Raw genomic sequence first — 17954 nt, forward strand, 5'->3', positions numbered from 1 at the left:
TCCCTCTCAGACGTCGATCCGGCTCATACGGCGGATGAGGACGAAGCCGACCGCGTACAGCCCGAACGCGATGATCACGCAGGCCTGGCCGACCGGTGAGCCGGTCATGCGCTCCAGGGCGCCGTCCTTGACGCCGTCCATGAGGAACAGGGCGCCGATGCCGAGGACGGGAACGGCGTACGAGGTCATGGTGACCTGGGAGAGCTGGGTGCGGATCTCGCGCCGGGTCTCCTTGCGCTCCTCCAGCGTCTCGGTGAGGTTGCGGAGGGCGGAGACCACCTGGCCGCCCGCCTTGTTGGACAGGACGAGGGTGGTGACCAGGACCACCAGTTCGCGGGACGGGAGGCGGTCCGCGAGTTCGCCCAGCGCGTCGTCCATGGAGTGGCCGACCGACAACTGGTTGGCCACCTTGGCGAGTTCCTCGCCCGCCGGGGCCTCCAGCTCCTCCGCCGCCATGCCGATCGCGGTGCGCAGGGCGAGGCCGGCCTGGGTGGCGTTGGCCAGGATGCGGGCCAGTTCGGGGAGTTGGTTGATGAAGCGCTCGATGCGTTTCTGGCGCTGCCAGTTGAGGAACTGGAACGCCGCCCCGATGCCGAGCAGGCCCGCGAGCGGGCCGAAGAAGGGGGCCAGGGCGGCCTGGCCGATGAGCCAGAGGGCGGCGACCGTGGCGAGCATGTACGTGAAGAACTCGCCCGGGGTGACGTCCAGGCCCGTCGCCGCCAGCCGGAGTTCCAGCTTCCGGCCGAACCCGGTGCGGCGCAGCCGGCGGTCGAGGGTGCGGAAGCGGCGTCGGCGGCCGGTCTCCGTGAGGCTGCCGGTGTACGACAGACGGTCGATGAGCGCGGCGCGCTGGGCCCGGCCCGAGGCGTAGGTGTGGACGCCGACGACGGCCAGGACGCAGGTCAGCAGGGTGACGCCGGTGGTGAGGGTGACGAGGGTGTGGAGATCCATGGGGGGTGGCCTACCTACCTGGCTTCTCGGGTGGCGAGCTGGTCCGCGTGCTGGGCGACGCCGAAGGCCTGGGGTATGGGCTGGCTCGCCATGTAGAGGCGGTCGGCGGTGCGGCGTGGGAGGGGGAAGTAGTGGAAGGCGCCGTAGACACGGCCGTCGGGGGTCATGGGCCGTGCGTCGAAGCGGGCCACGGTCGCCAGCCGGTACGGCTCGCTGCCGTGGCTGTCGAGCAGCGCGATCTCGGTGATGCGGCGGGCGCCGTCGGCGAAGCGGGTGAGCTGGACGAGGACGTCGACGGCGCTGTTGATCTGGTCGTGCAGGGCGACGAAGGGGACCTCGACGTCGGACATCGAGGCGAGGGTCTGGAGGCGGGTGAGCGCGTCCTCGGCACTGTTGGCGTGCACGGTGGCCAGGGAGCCGTCGTGGCCGGTCGACATCGCCTGGAGCATGTCGAGGGACTCGCCGCCGCGGACCTCACCGACCACGATGCGGTCGGGGCGCATCCGGAGGGAGTTGCGGACCAGGTCGCGGATGGTGACCTGGCCCTTGCCCTCCACGTTCGGGGGGCGTGACTCCAGGCGGACGACGTGCGTCTGCTGGAGCTGGAGTTCGGCGGAGTCCTCGATGGTGATGATGCGCTCGTGCGCCGGGATGAGCCCGGAGAGGGCGTTGAGCAGGGTCGTCTTGCCGGTGCCGGTGGCGCCGGACACGATGATGTTGAACTTCGCCTGGACCAGGCCCGCGAGCAGGAACAGCATGTGCTCGTCCAGTGAGCCGAAGTCGATCAGCTCGGGGAGGGTGTAGGAGCGCGGGAAGCGCCGGATGGTGAGGGTGGGGCCGGTGAGGGACAGCGGCGGGATGATGACGTTGACGCGCTCGCCGGACGGGAGGCGGGCGTCGACCATCGGGTTCGACTCGTCCACGCGGCGGTTGACCGTCGAGACGATCCGTTCGATCGTCTGCATCAACTGGTCCTGGGACGCGAAGCGGAGCGGCAGCTGCTCGACCCGGCCGCCGCGCTCGACGAAGATCGCGTCGGGGCCGTTGACCATGATCTCCGTGATGGACGCGTCTTCGAGGAGCGGTTCCAGGATGCCGAGCCCGAGCGCCTCGTCGACCACCCGGCGGATCAGCTGCGCGCGCTCCACCGTCGACAGGACCGGGCCCTCGCGGCTGATGATGTGCCCGAGCACCCGCTCCAGCCTGGCCCGGCGCTCGGCGGCGGCCAGCGAGCTCATCTCCGCGAGGTCGATCTCCTCCAGGAGCTTGGCCCGGTACGAGGCGACCAGGTGGCCGTCCTCGCCCCGGCTGCCCTGCTCCTCGGGGGAGTTGATGCGTGCCCGCAGGCTCATGGGTGGGGTGCTCCTCGTTCCTCGGTCAGTGGTCGAGTGGCATGGTGGCGGTCTTGTGGGCGGAGCCGAAGTCCCAGCCGGGGACGATCGAGGGGATGTGGACGGTGGCGGTGACGGTGACCTCCTTGCCGGAGTACGCCGCGGGGCAGCTGGTGTCGCCCGCGAGGAAGCCACTGACCGCGTCCTTGCACGCCTGGTCGGCGCTCTCCCGCAGTGAGGCGGCGCGCGCGCCGGCACGGGCCGCCGTCCCCGCCTGCTGGGCGGTGTAGGCGATCACCCCGATCTGGATGCCGGCCAGCGCGACGAGCATGAGGATCGGGATGAACCCGAGGTACTCGATGGCGACCTGGCCCCGGTCCCGGCGGGCTTCACGCTCGTACGGCATGTCAGTTCTTCACCTCCTCGACGGCGCCGGCGTGGCCGTGGACCGTGACGGGGAAGTCGATCGAGCCCGGGAAGAGCACCGGGACCTTGAGTTCGACGTCAGCGGTCACATAGCCGGTCCCGTCGCACTGCGTCACCTTGGCTCCCCCTTTCCACGCCCCGGACAGGTGCTTGAGCGCCGCCTGCCGGCACACCCCGAAGCGTGCCCCCCGAGGCGCCGCCGTCCCTGCCCGCACTCCTTCGTCGGCAGCGTTCCCCGCGAGCGTGTAGGCGTACCCCACGAGCACGCACTGCCACACCAGCACCAACGTCAGCACGATCAACGGAGTCATCCCGAGGAACTCGATGCTCACCTGGCCCCGGTCCCCGCCGGTTCGTCTCTTCCCCCTGATTCCCGTCGCTCCCCTCACTCCCCTCACTCCTTCCGGCGCCGCAGACTCACCGACCCCCGGTCGCCCCGCGGCCGGCCACCGCGATGCGCCCCCTCGGGCACGCGCACCAGCCCCAGTTCGCCGGCGAGCGCCCACAGGGCCTGTTTCACCACGCTCTTGCTGTCGAGCTCGTGGATGCGTCCGGCGTCCACGGCGCTCTGGAGTTCCTTGAAGTTGGCGGGGACGGCCGTGCCGGCCAGCGCGGTGCCGGTGATGCGCTGGATCAGCGGTGGCTGGATCTCCGTACCGCGGGTGTGACGGTTGACGACGACCGTCGTCTCCTCGGCCTTGCGGATCTGCAGCCGGTCCCACATGCGCACGGTGCGCTTGGCGGCCCGTACCGCGACCACGTCCGGGGTGGTCAGCAGGAGGGCCGTGTCGGCCATCTCGACGGCGGCCGCGCTCGCCCCGGTGAGCTGGGCGCCGCAGTCGACGACGACGACCTCGTAGCGGGAGCGCACGGCGCTGACGATCTGGCGGGCGGCGCGGTCGGTGACCTCCTCGCCGCGTTCGCCGTCGCCGGGGGCGAGCAGCAGGGCGAGGCCGGTGTCGTGGCGGAAGACGGCGTCGGCGAGGACGCGCGGCGAGATGTCGGTGATGGCGGCGAGGTCGACGACCGAGCGGCGGAACTGGACGTCGAGGAAGGAGCCGACGTCGCCGGTCTGCAGGTCCATGTCGATCAGGGCGGTGGCGCGGCCGGACGCCTGGGCGGCGAGGGCGAGCTGGATGGCCGTGACGGTGGCCCCGACGCCTCCCTTGGCGCCGCTGACCGTGACGACCGTGCCGCCGACCCCGGAGAACACGTCGGCTCCGTGGCCGAGATGGCGCCGTACGCCGGTGGACCACTGGGCGACGGCCTGGACGCGGTTGCCCAGCTCCTCGTAGCTGAGCGGGAGGCCGACCAGGCCGCGGGCGCCGGAGTCCATGGCCGCGGCGAAGAGGCCGGGGCTGACGTCCGTGGTGACGAGGATGACGCCGACGGCCGGGAAGCGCAGGGCGACTTCGCGGATCAGTTCCAGCGCGGGGACCGGGCCGATGCGCTCGTGCACGACGACGACCTCGGGGAGTTCGTCGACGGACTCGGCGGCGAGGCGGGCGAGGGTGTCGATCAGCTGGGTGGAGTCGACTACGGGGGCGACCGGTTCGGCGTCCGGCAGCTGGCTGAGCAGGGTCGTGAGGGAGCGGATCGCGTCCGCGTCACCGACGGCCGGGAGGATCCTGATGGGCATGCGGGCCGCCTCTCACTTGTCCGTCGCGAGTTCGTACGTGCGGTCCTTGTCGGGGACGCCGGTCTCGCTGCCGGGGGCCACCAGCGCGAGCCGGACCCGCTGGGCGAACGACTCGGCGTAGGTGATGCGCTGGGCGTCGATGGTGGACAGCGCGAAGGTGATCGGGACGGCGTCGGTGGGCTGCTGGTTCTTGTTGTCCGGCTCCAGGGAGGTGAGCTTGCCGACGGCGAGGACCCGGGCGTTCGTCACGATGATCTTCGACTGGTCGGGGTCGCCCTGCTTCTTTCCCTCGAAGGTGGCGTAGACGTTGACGCGGGAACCCGGGGTGATCTTGCCGGCGACGCCGGTGGCCGCGTCGATCATGATGGCGACCTCCTGCTGGCCCGCCTGGAGCGCGGGCTGGTCGACGATCATGTCGCTCTGCAGTAGGGAGCCCTCGTGCAGGGTGGTGACGGCGATCTTGCCCTGGATCTGACGGAGATCGGTGACGGCGGTGGACGACAGCCACCGCTTGGGCATCTTGATCTTCTCGAACTGGCCCGTGTTCAGCGTCGTGTAGGGCGCCACGTCGGACCTGAGCCGGTACGCGGTGACCTCGGGGCCGACCTTGGACTTCACGTCGTCGATCACGGACAGCACGCCGGCGAACGCGCCGAGCGCGCAGAGGACCGACAGGATCAGGATTATCACGCCGCGGCGCTGACGGGAGTTCATGAACCGTGCAACCTCATTGGGGGAATCGGTCGAGCGGGATCGAAGGGGGGTGAGCGGGGCGGGGCCGGGCCGGTCAGGCGGGCGTGCGTTGCTCCAGGGCCCGTGGAGCGGGTGGTTCGTAGCCGGGCGGGGTGGCCGAGCAGAAGACACAGCGGTCACCGATGACGTCGACGCCGCACCAGTGGCAGGTGCTCTGCCGTACCGAGGTGACCAGCTGGTAGAGGACGGAGAGGTCGGCGAGGTAGCTGCAGAACTCGATGGCCTTGCCCGTCCCCCACCAGGTGGACGACTCGGCCGGCAGCGGGGTCTCGCGCAGCCCGTGCACGCTCCAGGCCTTGGCGAGGGTGCCGACCCACTCGGACTGCAGCTGGCCCTTGGCGACGAGCATCCAGGTGCTGAACTCGGGCCCGGTCAGGGTGGCTTCGGGTCCGACCCGGACAAGCTGGGGCTCGGGATGGGCGACGACGGCGAACTGGCTGCCCGGCACCCAGGACTTGGCGTGCGCCTTGAGGCCGACGGGCACCCGGTCCAGCCTGGCGACGGAGCCGAGGACCGCGCCGCAGTGGATGTAGTGGGTGAGCAGCCGTCCCGCGGAGGCGAGGACGCCGGGGCTGAGGTCGCAGGAGGCGAGCTGTCTCAGCTGGCGGGCCAGTACGGCGATCCCGAGCGGCGGCAGCTCGGGCCGGAACAGGGCTATCCGGTCGCTCTCCATCAGCGACCGGAGGGTGTGCAGCCGCTGCGTCACACCCGCCGGCACGGCCTGCGAGGACACGACGATCACATGTCCGTGTTGTTCCACGAGCGTCTGGAGTTCGGCCAGCGCATGCTCCAGCGGCCGCTTGTCCAGATCCCGCAGCACGACGGCGGGCATGGTCCGTTCGTCCTGCGGCGGCAGCGCCATGTCGGCACTGGTCACGGCAATGGCAGTTGGCACGCGCAGCTCCCCGCTCTTCACACCCGTCGGCCCACCGGTGTTACTCCAATGCGCCGGGACGACTTCATTGCGTGACTACCTCAGCACTGTATCCACGCCTCTGTGACCGGAGAACAGCGTTTGTGTAGCTACCCGGGATCTGCGTTCGCACAACACCCGCCAAATCGGGACAGGTTGAGCGGAAGGCAGGAACTTCATCTGGTCTGGACCTATTGACAGCGCGATTGGTCTGGACCAACTTGTTGTCATGCCCAGATACAGACGACGCACACGAACCTGGTCTGCCGTCGCGGCCCTCTCGATGGCCGTGGCACTGGCGGGGATGTCCGGCGGTCCGGCATCCGCCGCGGATGTGAACAACGTCAAGAACGCCGGCTTCGAGTCGGCCCTGAGCAACTGGACCTGTTCCGCGAGCAGCGGTACGACGGTCTCCTCCCCGGTCCACTCCGGCGCGGCCGCGCTGAAGGCGACCCCGGCCGGGCAGGACAACGCCCAGTGCACCCAGACGGTGGCGGTGAAGCCGAACTCGTCGTACACGCTGAGCGCGTGGGTGCAGGGCGGCTACGCGTTCCTGGGCGTGACGGGCACGGGCACGACGGACGTGTCGACGTGGACCCCCGACTCGACGTCGTGGAAGCAGCTGTCGACCACGTTCACGACGGGCGCGTCCACGACGTCGGTCACGGTGTACACGCACGGCTGGTACGGCCAGTCCGCGTACTACGCCGACGACGTGTCGGTGTACGGCCCCGACGGCGGCGGAGGCGGCGACCCGGCCCCGACGGTGCCGGGCGCACCGGCCGGACTGAGCGTCTCCGGCACGACCTCGTCGTCGGTGTCCCTCGCCTGGAACGCGGTGTCGGGCGCGACGGGCTACAACGTCTACCGCAACGGCACCAAGGTCACGGCGGTCACCGGCACATCGGCGACGGTGACGGGCCTGGCGGCCTCGACCTCGTACTCCTTCCAGGTCACCGCGACCAACTCGGCCGGCGAGTCCGCGAAGTCGGCGGCGGTGGCGGGCACGACGACGGCGTCCGGAGGCGGGGGCGGAGGCGGCGCTCTGCCCAAGCACGCGGTCACGGGGTACTGGCAGAACTTCAACAACGGGGCGACGGTCCAGAAGATCTCCGACGTCCCCTCGGCGTACGACATCATCGCGGTGGCCTTCGCGGACGCCACCTCGACCCCGGGCGCCGTGACCTTCAACCTGGACTCGTCCGGTCTCGGCGGCTACACCGTCGACCAGTTCAAGGCGGACATCAAGGCGAAGCAGGCGGCCGGGAAGAAGGTCGTCGTCTCGGTCGGCGGGCAGAACGGCACGGTGTCGGTGAACGACTCGACGTCGGCGGCCAACTTCGCGAACTCCGTCTACTCGCTGATGCAGACGTACGGCTTCGACGGCGTCGACATCGACCTGGAGAACGGTCTGAACGCGACGTACATGTCGCAGGCGCTGCGCTCCCTGTCGGCGAAGGCGGGCTCGTCACTGATCCTCACGATGGCCCCGCAGACGATCGACATGCAGTCGACGTCGAACACGTACTTCCAGACGGCCCTGAACGTGAAGGACATCCTCACGGTCGTCAACATGCAGTACTACAACAGCGGTTCGATGCTCGGCTGCGACGGCAAGGTGTACTCGCAGGGCTCGGTCGACTTCCTGACCGCCCTGGCCTGCATCCAGCTGGAGGGCGGCCTCTCGCCGTCGCAGGTGGGCCTCGGCCTGCCGGCCTCGACCAACGCGGCGGGCAGCGGCTATGTGTCGCCCACCGTGGTGAACAACGCGCTGGACTGCCTGGCCAAGGGCACCGGCTGCGGCTCCTTCAAGCCGTCGAAGACGTACCCCGACCTGCGGGGTGCGATGACCTGGTCGACGAACTGGGACGCCGCGTCCGGGAACGCCTGGTCGAACGCGGTGGGGGCGCACGTGCACGCACTGCCCTGACGGACACGTCCGACGCCCCGGCGGCCGGCGGGCCGCCGGGGTCAGGGCTGCGGGGCTTCGGGGCTACAGGGCCAAGGGGCTACGGGACTACGGGGCTACGGCTGTCGACTGCCGCAGCCGTCGCACCCGCAGGTGCCCAGCTCGAACCACACGGTCTTGCCCGGTCCCGGCCCGTCCTGGTGGCAGCCCCAGCGCCGGGCGAGCGCGTCCACCAGGGACATCCCCCGGCCACTCTCCGCGGTGCCCGCGTCGAGCACCTCGGGCGTGCTGCGGTCCTCGTCGGAGACCTCGCACCGCAGGACACCGTGGGAGGCCGACAGAGTGAGCCGGAACCGGGTCGCCGCATGGCGCAGCGCGTTGGTGGCAAGCTCGCTGACCAGGAGTTCCGCCACGTCCGCGAGCTCGTCCTGCTCGGCCAGCCCCCACTCCTCCAGTTGTCTGCGGAGCGCCGCGCGCGCCTCGCGGGCCGCCGTGGGCAGGGGGTCGTACTCGACGCTCAGATGACCGGCCCCTATGGGCGGTTGCGGATACGCGGCGTACTGAGGGCCGGAGTCCGGGAAGCCTCTCCCGGAAGGTTGCAGCATGTATTCAGGGTGCCTCCCCGCATACCCGATCACACGGGGAGGATTACCCCATTCCGTACCTGTGTCGACCTGTTCGACACCTACGTATGCATAGATGCGGACATACGTACGTGCCCGCGACCGGCCCGGCTACGCGTACTGGATGCGGACCGTCGATCCCCCGGCATGGTCGCGCACGTCCACGTACGCGCACACCTGCCGGGTGAACCACAGCCCCTGTCCGGGCGCCGGCTCCCCGGTGGGCGGGGGGACGAAGCCGGCGAGCGGGTCGGCGACGCGGTGGGGCAGGTGGAGTTCGCAGACGCAGGACGGGGCCCGGCCCCAGAGCAGGGCGCCGGCGACAGGGCCGAGGGCGGACGCCGCCTCGGTCACCGCCGTGCTGAACAACTCGGCTGCGGCGGGCGGGAGTCCGTGGTCCGCCGACCACGCGCGCAGGGCCTCGGCGGTGGGGGCCGGGAGTGAGGCCGCGTCGTCGGGGGCCGGCGCCAGCGGTACGGCGTCGAGTTCGCGTACCAGGGCGGGCGGGGGCTCGTAGACGCCGGTGCCGGGGTGGGCCCGGCGGGCCGCTTCGACCAGGGCCGGGCCCGCGGTGCGGGTGTCGTAGGCGCACATCGCCGTCGTGGAGAGGGGGGCGAAGAGCAGGTTCGCCAGGGATTCGTAGCGGATCCACTCGGCCGTCTCGCGGGGCGAACTGCCCGCGCGGCCCGCCCAGTCCGGCTCCATCAGGAGGTGGATACGGCCACCTGGGCCCGCGTGCGCCGCGAGGTAGGCGGCACCCTGGGCGACGGCGTTGGCCGCGGAGCCGGTGTACCAGTCGGTGTGCGGGATGAAGCCGACGTTCCCGGCGTCGCTGCCCAGGGCGTCCCGGAGGAGGCCCAGCGCGGCGGGGGCGGCGATGGCCACGGGCGGCGGTTCGTCAGGGGCGGCCAGGCCTTCGGCCAGGAAGGGCAGGGCGGCCGCCACGAACTCGTCGTCCGAGCCGAACACGGCCATGCGGTGGTCGAACTCCCCCTGGTCGGGGCCGGATTGCGCATGCGTTCGTGCACTCATGGAGTCCCCATCTGTTGTACGTCCCTCACGGTGGGCCTGGTCAGCGCTGCGCCGTCACCCAGGCGGCGATCTGGCTGCGGTTGCTGAAGCCGAGCTTGCTGAGGATGCGCTCCACATGGCCCTCGGCGGTGCGGCGGGCGATCACCAGGCGGTCGGCGATCTGCTGGTTGCCCAGCCCCTCGGCGACGAGCTTCGCGACCTCGGCCTCCCGGCGGGTCAGGCGCGGCGGAGCGGGCGGCTCCCGCTGCCCGGAGGCATCCTGGGGATCGTCGAGCGCGTACGACACGATCCCGGCGAGGCCGAGCCCGCCGCCCCTGCCGTACGCCCGTTCGTAGGTCCGCTGCCCCACCGCCGCGCACGCCCGCGTCTCGCAGTCGCGCCGGGCGGAGTTGAGGGCCTCGGAGCCCCAGCGGTCGCGGTCGATGTCGGACCAGACCCGGTCGGCGCCGCCGAGCAGCACGGCGGCACGCTCGGCGGCTCCGCAGCCGTCCGCGATCACCGCCAGCAGGTCGAGGGTGAGCCCGATGCCGATGACGTCGTGCACGTCGAGCTTGAGACGCAGGGCCTGGCAGGCGTACGGCTCGGCGCGCCGCCAGTCCTTCCGCCCGGCGTGGGCGAGGGCCAGGATGCGCAGCACGTACGAGCGCACCCATTCCTCGCCGTGCCGCTCGCAGAGCCGCAGGGCGTCCCCGCAGACGGCGACCGCGCGGTCCGTCCTCCCCAGGAGGGCCAGCGCGCAGGCGAGTTCGACCAGGTCGAGGCCGTGCAGGCTGAGGTGCTGGCCGGGGACGCGGCCGCGGGCGACGGTGGTCTCGTAGTGGGCGAGGGCGGTGTGCAGGTCGTCGGAGAAGAGCTGGACGACGCCGATGACGTAGTCGGCGTGGGCGGCCTCGGCCGGGTCTCCGAGGTCGCGGGCCAGGGCGCGGGCCTCCTGGGCGCGGCGCAGGCCCCGGGTGAGGTCCTCGGGGCTGCCCGCGAGGAGGCCGGACAGCCACAGGGCGCGGGCGCGTTCGCGGGTGGGCTCGGGGCTGGCGTCGAGGGCGCGGTCGAGCCAGTAGCGGCCCTCGCGGGGAGCCCCGCACCCGTGCCAGTAGAACCACAGCGTGCCCGCGAGGCGCAGTCCGGCGAGGGCCTCGTCGGGGGTGGCGAGGCTGAAGTCCAGGGCGGCGCGCAGGTTGTCCTGGTCGGCGCGGAGCCGCGCCACGATCTCCCGCTGGCCCGGTCCGAACCAGGCCTTCTCGTATCCGGCGGCCCTGTCCTGCGTCCAGTCCCGCTGGCGGCGCCGGGCGGCCGCCTCCTCGCCGGGGAGCTCGCGCAACTTGCCGAGCCCGTAGTGGCGGAGGGTGTCGAGCAGCCGGTAGCGCACTCCGCCGGGCCCGTTCTCCCGGTCCAGCACGGACTTGTCGACGAGTCCGGCGACGGCTTCGAGGACGTCGCACGACACGATCCGCTCGCCGTCCGCGCACACCACCTCCGCCGTCTCCAGGTCGAAGCTCCCGGCCAGCACCGACACCCGCGCCCACACCGACTGCTCGCGCTCGGTGCACAGGTCGTGGCTCCAGTCGACGGCGGCGCGCAGGGTCTGGTGGCGGGGCGGGACGGCGGGGCCGCCGGCGGAGAGGAGGCGGTAGCGGTCGTCCAGGCGGGCCAGGAGCTGCTCGATGCCGAGGACGCGCATGCGGACGGCGGCGAGTTCGATGGCGAGCGGCAGGCCGTCGAGGCGCTCGCAGAGGCGGGCGACGGCGGCGCGGTTGCCGGGGGTGAGGCGGAAGCCGGGGACGACGGCGGCGGCGCGGGCGGCGAACAGGGCGAGGGCGGGGTTGGCTTCGGCGGCGGTGAGGTCGCCGTCGGGGTCGGGGACCGGCAGGGGCCGTACCTCCATGAGGTGTTCCTCGGTGAGGCCGAGTCGGTGGCGGCTGGTGGCGAGGACGCGGACCCCGGTGGTGCCGCGCAGGAGGGCGGCGGCGAGTCCGGCACAGGCGGGCAGCAGGTGTTCGCAGTTGTCGACGACCAGGAGCAGACGGCGGTCGCGGAGCTGTTCCACCAGGATGTCCAGCGGGGGCTGGGTGGAGTGGTCGTGCAGACCGAGTGCGTCGGCGGCGGCGAGCGGGACGAGCGCCGGGTCGTACAGGCCGGAGAGCTGCACACAGCGCACGCCGTCCGGGAAGGCGCGTTCGACGCGGGCCGCGAGGCGTCCGGCCAGGCGGGTCTTGCCGACGCCGCCCGGGCCGGTCAGGGTGACGAGACGGGCCCGGGCCAGCAGTTCGCGGCCCTCGGCCAGTTCGTCCCGCCGGTCGACGAAGCTGGTCGTCTCGACCGGCAGGTGAGAGTCCCGTCGCGGCGCTGATCCGCCCATGAGCAGCCCGGCCCTCCTCTTGGGCCTTCACTCTTCCCCCCGGGCGCGCGGGTCCGCACGCCTCCGTCACGCCAACGGGTGCTCTTCGGTGGGGGTCGCTCCGGGGATTGGGGGCGCGCGTACACTGCCCGGCCGATTTCCGACCGGTGACCCTTTGTCCACCCTTGACCAGCTCATGCCAAACCTTCACCATGAGCGCCAACCCCCGCACAGCTCACGCACAGCACCCCGCATCCGCACACATCACCCCGCACCCCGCACCCCGCACGTCGCACTGAAGCACCCCCAGCTCCACTCCACTCCCCACGTCCGGTGACCCCGGAATTCCTGGAGACCCAAGGAGATTTCATGCGACTTCGCACCCGCGGCTCAGGCGCCCGCGGCAGCAGACGGACAGCCGCTCTCGGCGCCCTGCTGGCCCTCGCCCTCGCGGCACCCGTGTCGGCGATGGCCACGCACGCCAGCGCCGCCGGCGTCCGCAAGGCGGCACCCTCCGCCGACGATGTCCGGCAGTACGAGATCCACCAGAGCACCACCCCCGTGACCCGTACGGCCATCCAGCGGACCGGCGTCACGGTGGACGAGGCCGACGAGGAGACCGTGGTGGTCTCCGGACGCGCGGACCAGATCAAGCAGCTGAAGCGGCTCGGCTACGACGTCACCCCGCTGGGCACCGCGCCCGACCGGTCGAGCTCCGCCGACGAGCTGCGGCTGTTCGACTTCCCCTCGGCCGACTCGAAGTACCACAACTACGCCGAGATGAACACGGAGATCGACCAGCGGCTCGCCGCCTACCCGAGCATCATGAGCAAGCAGGTGATCGGCAAGTCCTACCAGGGCCGGGACATCGTCGCCATCAAGGTCAGCGACAACGTGGCCACCGACGAGAACGAACCCGAGGTGCTCCTCACCTTCCACCAGCACGCCCGTGAGCACCTGACGGTGGAGATGGCGCTGTACCTGCTGCGGGAGCTGGGGGCCGGATACGGCACCGACTCCAGGGTGACCAACATCGTCAACAGCCGCGAGATATGGATCGTGCCGGACCTGAACCCGGACGGCGGCGAGTACGACATCGCCACCGGGTCGTACCGGTCGTGGCGCAAGAACCGGCAGCCCAACAGCGGTTCGTCGTACGTCGGTACGGACCTCAACCGTAACTGGAACTACAAGTGGGGCTGCTGCGGCGGGTCTTCGGGCTCGACCTCGTCGGAGACCTACCGGGGCTCCGCCGCCGAGTCGGCACCCGAGGTGAAGGTCGTCTCGGACTTCGTGCGCAGCCGGGTCGTCGGCGGGAAGCAGCAGATCAAGGCGGGCATCGACTTCCACACGTACAGCGAGCTCGTTCTGTGGCCGTTCGGCTACACCTACTCCGACACGGCCACCGGGATGACCGCCGACGACGCCGCCGCGTTCAAGGCGGTCGGGCAGAAGATGGCCGCCAGCAACGGGTACACCCCGGAGCAGTCGAGCGACCTGTACATCACCGACGGGTCGATCGACGACTACCTCTGGGGTGTGCACAAGATCTTCGACTACACCTTCGAGATGTACCCGACGTCCAGTTCGGGAGGCGGGTTCTACCCGCCCGACGAGGTGATCGAGCGGGAGACGTCCCGGAACAGGGATGCGGTGTTCCAGCTGCTGGAGAACGCGGACTGCATGTACCGGTCGATCGGGAAGGAAGCCCAGTACTGCAGCTAGTCCTCGGCCTGTCAGTCCTCGAAGTAGGCGTCCAGCACGGCGTCCAGCTGTGACTCCCACTCCTGGAAGCGGCTCCTGGCCGTCGCCTCGATCTCGATCGGGTACCAGCGGCGGTCAGGAGTGTGCACCGTGATGGTGAACCGCTTGCCGAAGCGGGGCGCCTCCGTCTCGACGGCGCCGATCTCGTCCCAGCGGAACTCGCAGGCCTCCTCGTCGAGGTGCAGACGGACGCCCGCACGGTCGGCCACTATCCTGGCCCGGCGGTCGGAGGCCTCGAAGACGGGGCCCTCCGGGGCCTCCTCCTCGTCCGAGGCCTTGTTCTTCGCCTCGTCCTTCGCTTCGGTCTCCGCCTCGTCCCGCTCCTCGGCGTCCTGGCCGGCGGCACCCGCCGGGGCCGCGTCCTCGGCCGGCGCCGACTCCTCGCCCTCTTCCGGCTCGGCGTCGTCCGGCTCGGCGGACACGGGTGAGGTGAGTCCGGGGACGAAGGCCGGGTCGAATCCGGCGCCCTCCAGGGGCTGGCTGCTCGATCCTATGCGCTGCTCCACGGCGGAAGTATGGACGACATACCTGTGCCGGAACCAGCCAGCCCACCCTTCACCCTGGTTCGACCCGATTACTCGTCATTACTCGCATTACTCATCCATGATGACAATCAGCCGAGTACCGCCAGGGCGTCGATCTCGATCAGCAGGCCCTTGGGGAGACCGACGTACACCGTCGTACGAGCGGGCGGAGGTTGCGTAAGCCCCTGCTCTTCGAGATAGCCGTCGTAGATCTCGTTCATCTCGGCGAAGTGCTCCACGTCCGTCAGATAGACGCGGATCATCATCACGTCGTCCCAGCTGGCACCGCCCTCCTCAAGGATCGCCTTGACGTTGGCGAAGGTCTGGAGGGTCTGCTCGCGCAGGGTGGGACCGGCGGGCGTCGGGGGCCTGCCCTCCTCGGCCGGGACGAAGCCCACCTGGCCGGCCACCTGGAGGATGTTGCCCTTGCGCACGCCGTGCGAGAACTTGGCCGGAGGGGCGGCGTGCGTCTTCGGGGTGAGCGCGGTCTTGTCCGTCATACGGAGTCCTTTACCGGAGTTCTGCCGGAGTACTCCCCGCTGATCGCGTCCGCGGTCCGGCGCACCAGTGGGAGCAGGGTGAGGAGTTCGTCGGCGGTGACGACGACGTTCGGCGCGGAGACCGACATCGCGGCGACCACGCGGCCGTCGGCGCCGCGGACGGGGGCCGCGACGCAGTTGACGGACTCCTCGTGGCCGCCGAGGTCGGTGGCCCAGCCCTGTTCGCGCACCTTCTCCAACTCCCGCAGGTAAGCGGGCGCGTTGGGGGTGGAACGGGCCGTGTACACGGGGTATTCGAGCCTCTCCGCGACGGCGCGGCGCTCGGGTTCGGGCAGACCGGCGAGGAGCAGCTTGGCGACGGCCGCGACGGTGATGGCGACGGGCCTGCCGATCCGCGAGTACATGCGCACGGGGTAGCGGCTCTCGACCTTGTCGATGTAGAGCACCTCGCCCTCCTCGTACACCGCGAGGTGGACGGTGTGTCCGCACTGCTCGTTGAGGCGTACGAGGTGGGGGTGGGCGATCTCGCGGATGTCGAGGTTCTCCATCGCCTCCTGGGCGAGGGCGAAGAGGCGGGCGCCGAGGCGGTAGCGCTGGTCGGACTGGCGGTAGACGAGGCCGTGCTCGTGGAGGGTGCGCAGGAGGCGCAGGGCCGTGGACTTGTGGACGCCGAGCCGGTCGGCGACCCGGCCGAGGTCGGCGGGGCCCTCGGCGAGCAGCGGCAGGATGCTCAGCGCGCGGTCGACGGTCTGGCTCATGGGGTGCCTGCCTCCTCGGGGGCCTGATCGGCGTGCGTCCAGCCGGGGCCCAGTCGAAGTCTCCTCCATGCCTCCTCGTCCAGGGTGGCCAGGCGGTCGGCGTGGTCGGTCCAGGAGGGGCGAGGTGCGGCCGCTCCGTGAGGGGCGGTGGCCGGGTGACGGGTGGGCGGCAGGGCGAGGTCTCCGGCGACGGTGAGCGCGGCGGCGGCCATGAGGTGCCCGTGCCGCAGGCGGTCCCGTACGGGAAGGCCGCGCAGGGTCGCGGACAGGAAGCCGGCGGCGAAGGCGTCCCCCGCGCCGACGGCGGCCACGACGTCGACGTCGGGGGCGGGTACGAAGGCGACGGTGCCCTTGTCGTAGACGGTCGCTCCGGCGCCGCCCTGCTTGACGACCAGCACCTCGGGGGCGGGGAGCGCCATGCGGATGTCGTCGGGGCCGTCCAGCCCCCACAGCCGGGCCGCCTCGTCCTCGCCCACGAACACCAGGTCGGCGCCGCGTGCCAGTTCGAGGAGCACGTGCGCTCCGGCGCCGTCCCGCCACAGCCCCGGCCGGTGGTTGACGTCGAAGGAGACCAGCGGCCGCCCGGCCCGGGGTGCGGTCAGTGTGCGCAGCAGTTCCAGGCAGTCCGCGGAGAGCGCGGCCGTGATGCCGGTCAGATGCAGCACGCGCGTCGCACGCAGTGCCGCGGGGTCCACGTTCTCCGGAGCCATCGCCGAGGCCGCCGATCCGGCGCGGTAGTACGCCACCTCGTGGTCGTCGGCCGCCCGGTCGCCGGCCGTGCGGAAATAGACGCCCGTGGGGCGGGCCGGATCGCGCCGCACGGACGCCACGTCGACGCCGTACCCCCCGATCGTCTCGACGAGGTGGTCGCCGAAGCCGTCCGCCCCGACGCGGCTCACCCAGCGCGCCCGGTGCCCGGCGGCCGCCAACGCGCAGGCCACGTTGGACTCGGCGCCGCCGACGGCGCGGTCGAAGGAGGGGACGTCGGCGAGGCGGCCGGGTCGGGTGGGCAGGAACGCGACCATGGACTCGCCGAGCGCGACGACGTCCACGACGGGGGCACCGGCCGAGCCGTCAGCAGCGTCCAGAATGATGACTCCTGTTGATGTCCGGGCGACGGCGGCTCCGTTGACCCGGTTGTCGGCGAGATGCTAGACACCGATCAGCGCCATACGCAAAGGGCGTTGCACATGTTGCAACGATCCTGAGAGGGAGGCTCCATGAGCACCGAAGCGCTCGCCCGCCTGGCCGGGGAACGGGTAGACCACCGCTTCAAGGGCCTCCCCCCGGACGCCGACGGGCTGACCGTCGGCGAGCTGACCGCCGAGCGGCGCAACCTCTTCACCGACGGCTTCACGACGCCCGTCCTCGCCCTGTCCGCCGAGCGCCTGGAGCACAACCTGCGGCTCATGGAGACGTACGCGGCCCGGCACCGTCTCACCTTCGCCCCGCACGGCAAGACCTCCATGGCCCCGCAGCTCTTCCGGCGCCAGATCGAACACGGGGCGTGGGGCATCACCCTGGCGGTGCCGCACCAGGTGCGGGTGGCGCGAGCGTTCGGCATCCGGCGGATCTTCCTCGCCAACGAGCTGGTCGACCCGGCGGCCCTGCGCTGGATCTCCGCCGAACTCGACAGCGACGACGACTTCCGCTTCGTCTGCTACGTCGACTCCGTGCGCGGGGTGGAACTGATGGACGCGGCTCTGCGGGGCGCCGCCCGCCCGGTGGACGTCGTCGTCGAGCTGGGCGCGGGCCGGGGCGCCCGCACCGGCGCGCGCACGGAGGCGGAGTGCGCGGCGGTCGCGGACGCGGTGGCGGGCGCGCGGACGCTGCGCCTGGTGGGCGTGGCGGGCTACGAGGCCCAGGTCCCCGGCGCCGGTGTGGACCCGGTGCGGGCCTGGCTGCGCCGGCTGACCGGGATCGCCGCGGAGTTCGACAAGGCGGGGCGGTTCGCCCAGGCGGACGAGATCGTGGTGAGCGCGGGCGGCAGCGAGTGGTTCGACGCGGTCGCCGACGTCTTCGCCGAGATCCCCGAACTCTCCCGGCCGGTGCTGAAGTTGCTGCGCTCGGGCGCATACGTCTCGCACGACGACGTGCACTACCGCAAGCAGACCCCGTTCAACCGGGTGCCCGAGGAGGGCGCCCTGGAGCCCGCGTTCCGGTTGTGGGCCCAGGTGGTGTCCCGCCCGTCGGCGACCGAGGCGTTCGTCAACGCGGGCAAGCGGGACGCCGCCCACGACCTCGGCCTGCCCGTCGCCCAGGTGGTGCGCCGGGACGGCGTCGAGCGCCCGGCGGCCGGGATCGAGGTGACCGCCCTGTCCGACCAGCACCTGTGGCTGCGCACCGGCCCGGAGGCGGACGTCGAGGTCGGCGACTGGCTGGGCCTGGGCCTGTCCCACCCCTGCACGTCCTTCGACAAGTGGCAGCTGATCCCGGTGGCCGAGGCGGACGGGACGGTCGTCGACTACATCCGCACGTTCTTCTAGGAGGTCACCG

17 protein-coding genes are annotated in these 17954 nt (G+C 71.5%); 3 read left to right on the forward strand and 14 right to left on the reverse strand.

The annotated features are described in order from the left end of the window. Positions 1-6: 6 nt before the first annotated feature. The 7 genes from ACIPSA_RS08825 to ACIPSA_RS08855 form a co-directional block, all read right to left on the reverse strand. The gene (locus ACIPSA_RS08825; protein WP_402630598.1) at positions 7-951 is read right to left on the reverse strand and encodes a type II secretion system F family protein; all 945 of its coding nucleotides are present in this window, start codon (positions 949-951) and stop codon (positions 7-9) included. A gap of 14 nt (positions 952-965) precedes the next feature. Further along, the gene (locus ACIPSA_RS08830) at positions 966-2303 is read right to left on the reverse strand and encodes a CpaF family protein (protein WP_402630601.1); all 1338 of its coding nucleotides are present in this window, start codon (positions 2301-2303) and stop codon (positions 966-968) included. Between the two features lie 25 nt (positions 2304-2328). After that, on the reverse strand, positions 2329-2688 hold the full coding sequence (locus ACIPSA_RS08835; protein ID WP_402630604.1) for a TadE/TadG family type IV pilus assembly protein: 360 nt from the start codon (positions 2686-2688) through the stop codon (positions 2329-2331). A 1-nt stretch (position 2689) separates the two neighbouring features. Beyond that, positions 2690-3019 (reverse strand): pilus assembly protein, encoded by a 330-nt coding sequence (locus tag ACIPSA_RS08840; protein ID WP_402631715.1) that lies wholly within the window; start codon positions 3017-3019, stop codon positions 2690-2692. A gap of 83 nt (positions 3020-3102) precedes the next feature. After that, positions 3103-4347 (reverse strand): CpaE family protein, encoded by a 1245-nt coding sequence (locus ACIPSA_RS08845; RefSeq protein ID WP_402630607.1) that lies wholly within the window; start codon positions 4345-4347, stop codon positions 3103-3105. 12 nt (positions 4348-4359) lie between these two features. Next, positions 4360-5061, reverse strand: coding sequence for a Flp pilus assembly protein CpaB (gene cpaB / locus ACIPSA_RS08850; RefSeq protein WP_402630610.1), 702 nt, complete (start codon positions 5059-5061; stop codon positions 4360-4362). Between the two features lie 73 nt (positions 5062-5134). Further along, positions 5135-6016 carry a hypothetical protein gene (locus ACIPSA_RS08855; RefSeq protein ID WP_402630613.1) on the reverse strand — a complete coding sequence of 294 codons (882 nt, stop codon included), beginning with the start codon at positions 6014-6016 and terminating at the stop codon, positions 5135-5137. Between the two features lie 226 nt (positions 6017-6242). Between ACIPSA_RS08855 and ACIPSA_RS08860 the strand changes: the two genes are divergently transcribed. Beyond that, positions 6243-7943: a chitinase gene (locus ACIPSA_RS08860; protein ID WP_402630616.1), complete on the forward strand. Its 1701-nt coding sequence runs from the start codon at positions 6243-6245 to the stop codon at positions 7941-7943. A gap of 95 nt (positions 7944-8038) precedes the next feature. On the opposite strand, the gene ACIPSA_RS08865 is transcribed toward ACIPSA_RS08860, so the two are convergent. The 3 genes from ACIPSA_RS08865 to ACIPSA_RS08875 all read right to left on the reverse strand — a co-directional run bounded on the left by ACIPSA_RS08865 (position 8039) and on the right by ACIPSA_RS08875 (position 11933). Further along, entirely contained in the window at positions 8039-8527 is a 489-nt protein-coding gene (locus tag ACIPSA_RS08865; protein ID WP_402630619.1) for an ATP-binding protein, read from the reverse strand. 129 nt (positions 8528-8656) lie between these two features. Then, the gene (locus ACIPSA_RS08870; protein WP_402630621.1) at positions 8657-9577 is read right to left on the reverse strand and encodes an anti-sigma factor RsbA family regulatory protein; all 921 of its coding nucleotides are present in this window, start codon (positions 9575-9577) and stop codon (positions 8657-8659) included. 40 nt (positions 9578-9617) lie between these two features. Beyond that, positions 9618-11933 (reverse strand): ATP-binding protein, encoded by a 2316-nt coding sequence (locus ACIPSA_RS08875; RefSeq protein WP_402630624.1) that lies wholly within the window; start codon positions 11931-11933, stop codon positions 9618-9620. A 348-nt stretch (positions 11934-12281) separates the two neighbouring features. On the opposite strand from ACIPSA_RS08875, the gene ACIPSA_RS08880 reads away from it, so the two are divergent. After that, on the forward strand, positions 12282-13637 hold the full coding sequence (locus ACIPSA_RS08880) for a M14 family metallopeptidase (protein WP_402630627.1): 1356 nt from the start codon (positions 12282-12284) through the stop codon (positions 13635-13637). 11 nt (positions 13638-13648) lie between these two features. Here ACIPSA_RS08880 and ACIPSA_RS08885 read toward each other — a convergent pair whose 3' ends face one another. From ACIPSA_RS08885 to ACIPSA_RS08900, 4 genes are all read right to left on the reverse strand, one after another. Next, positions 13649-14182: a hypothetical protein gene (locus tag ACIPSA_RS08885; RefSeq protein WP_402630630.1), complete on the reverse strand. Its 534-nt coding sequence runs from the start codon at positions 14180-14182 to the stop codon at positions 13649-13651. Between the two features lie 107 nt (positions 14183-14289). After that, entirely contained in the window at positions 14290-14700 is a 411-nt protein-coding gene (locus tag ACIPSA_RS08890; protein WP_402630633.1) for a RidA family protein, read from the reverse strand. Further along, the gene (locus ACIPSA_RS08895; RefSeq protein WP_402630635.1) at positions 14697-15458 is read right to left on the reverse strand and encodes an IclR family transcriptional regulator; all 762 of its coding nucleotides are present in this window, start codon (positions 15456-15458) and stop codon (positions 14697-14699) included. The genes ACIPSA_RS08890 and ACIPSA_RS08895 overlap by 4 nt, the downstream gene beginning before the upstream one ends. Continuing rightward, positions 15455-16510, reverse strand: coding sequence for a sugar kinase (locus ACIPSA_RS08900; RefSeq protein WP_402630638.1), 1056 nt, complete (start codon positions 16508-16510; stop codon positions 15455-15457). Before ACIPSA_RS08900 ends, ACIPSA_RS08895 begins: the two co-directional genes overlap by 4 nt. 168 nt (positions 16511-16678) lie before the next feature. Here ACIPSA_RS08900 and ACIPSA_RS08905 point away from each other — a divergent pair, with 168 nt between their 5' ends. Continuing rightward, the gene (locus ACIPSA_RS08905; RefSeq protein WP_402630641.1) at positions 16679-17944 is read left to right on the forward strand and encodes an alanine racemase; all 1266 of its coding nucleotides are present in this window, start codon (positions 16679-16681) and stop codon (positions 17942-17944) included. Positions 17945-17954: the final 10 nt, after the last annotated feature.

The sequence above is a fragment of the Streptomyces sp. NPDC086549 genome (assembly GCF_044746205.1).
In the GTDB taxonomy this organism is placed as follows: Bacteria; Actinomycetota; Actinomycetes; order Streptomycetales; family Streptomycetaceae; genus Streptomyces.

Excerpts from the sequence above, each read along its gene's own strand:
- ACIPSA_RS08825 (WP_402630598.1), bottom strand. The coding sequence starts at position 951 with ATGGATCTCCACACCCTCGTCACCCTCACCACCGGCGTCACCCTGCTG.
- ACIPSA_RS08830 (WP_402630601.1), bottom strand. The coding sequence starts at position 2,303 with ATGAGCCTGCGGGCACGCATCAACTCCCCCGAGGAGCAGGGCAGCCGG.
- ACIPSA_RS08835 (WP_402630604.1), bottom strand. The coding sequence starts at position 2,688 with ATGCCGTACGAGCGTGAAGCCCGCCGGGACCGGGGCCAGGTCGCCATC.
- ACIPSA_RS08840 (WP_402631715.1), bottom strand. The coding sequence starts at position 3,019 with ATGACTCCGTTGATCGTGCTGACGTTGGTGCTGGTGTGGCAGTGCGTG.
- ACIPSA_RS08845 (WP_402630607.1), bottom strand. The coding sequence starts at position 4,347 with ATGCCCATCAGGATCCTCCCGGCCGTCGGTGACGCGGACGCGATCCGC.
- cpaB (WP_402630610.1), bottom strand. The coding sequence starts at position 5,061 with ATGAACTCCCGTCAGCGCCGCGGCGTGATAATCCTGATCCTGTCGGTC.
- ACIPSA_RS08860 (WP_402630616.1), top strand. The coding sequence starts at position 6,243 with ATGCCCAGATACAGACGACGCACACGAACCTGGTCTGCCGTCGCGGCC.
- ACIPSA_RS08865 (WP_402630619.1), bottom strand. The coding sequence starts at position 8,527 with ATGCTGCAACCTTCCGGGAGAGGCTTCCCGGACTCCGGCCCTCAGTAC.
- ACIPSA_RS08870 (WP_402630621.1), bottom strand. The coding sequence starts at position 9,577 with ATGAGTGCACGAACGCATGCGCAATCCGGCCCCGACCAGGGGGAGTTC.
- ACIPSA_RS08875 (WP_402630624.1), bottom strand. The coding sequence starts at position 11,933 with ATGGGCGGATCAGCGCCGCGACGGGACTCTCACCTGCCGGTCGAGACG.
- ACIPSA_RS08880 (WP_402630627.1), top strand. The coding sequence starts at position 12,282 with ATGCGACTTCGCACCCGCGGCTCAGGCGCCCGCGGCAGCAGACGGACA.
- ACIPSA_RS08890 (WP_402630633.1), bottom strand. The coding sequence starts at position 14,700 with ATGACGGACAAGACCGCGCTCACCCCGAAGACGCACGCCGCCCCTCCG.
- ACIPSA_RS08895 (WP_402630635.1), bottom strand. The coding sequence starts at position 15,458 with ATGAGCCAGACCGTCGACCGCGCGCTGAGCATCCTGCCGCTGCTCGCC.
- ACIPSA_RS08905 (WP_402630641.1), top strand. The coding sequence starts at position 16,679 with ATGAGCACCGAAGCGCTCGCCCGCCTGGCCGGGGAACGGGTAGACCAC.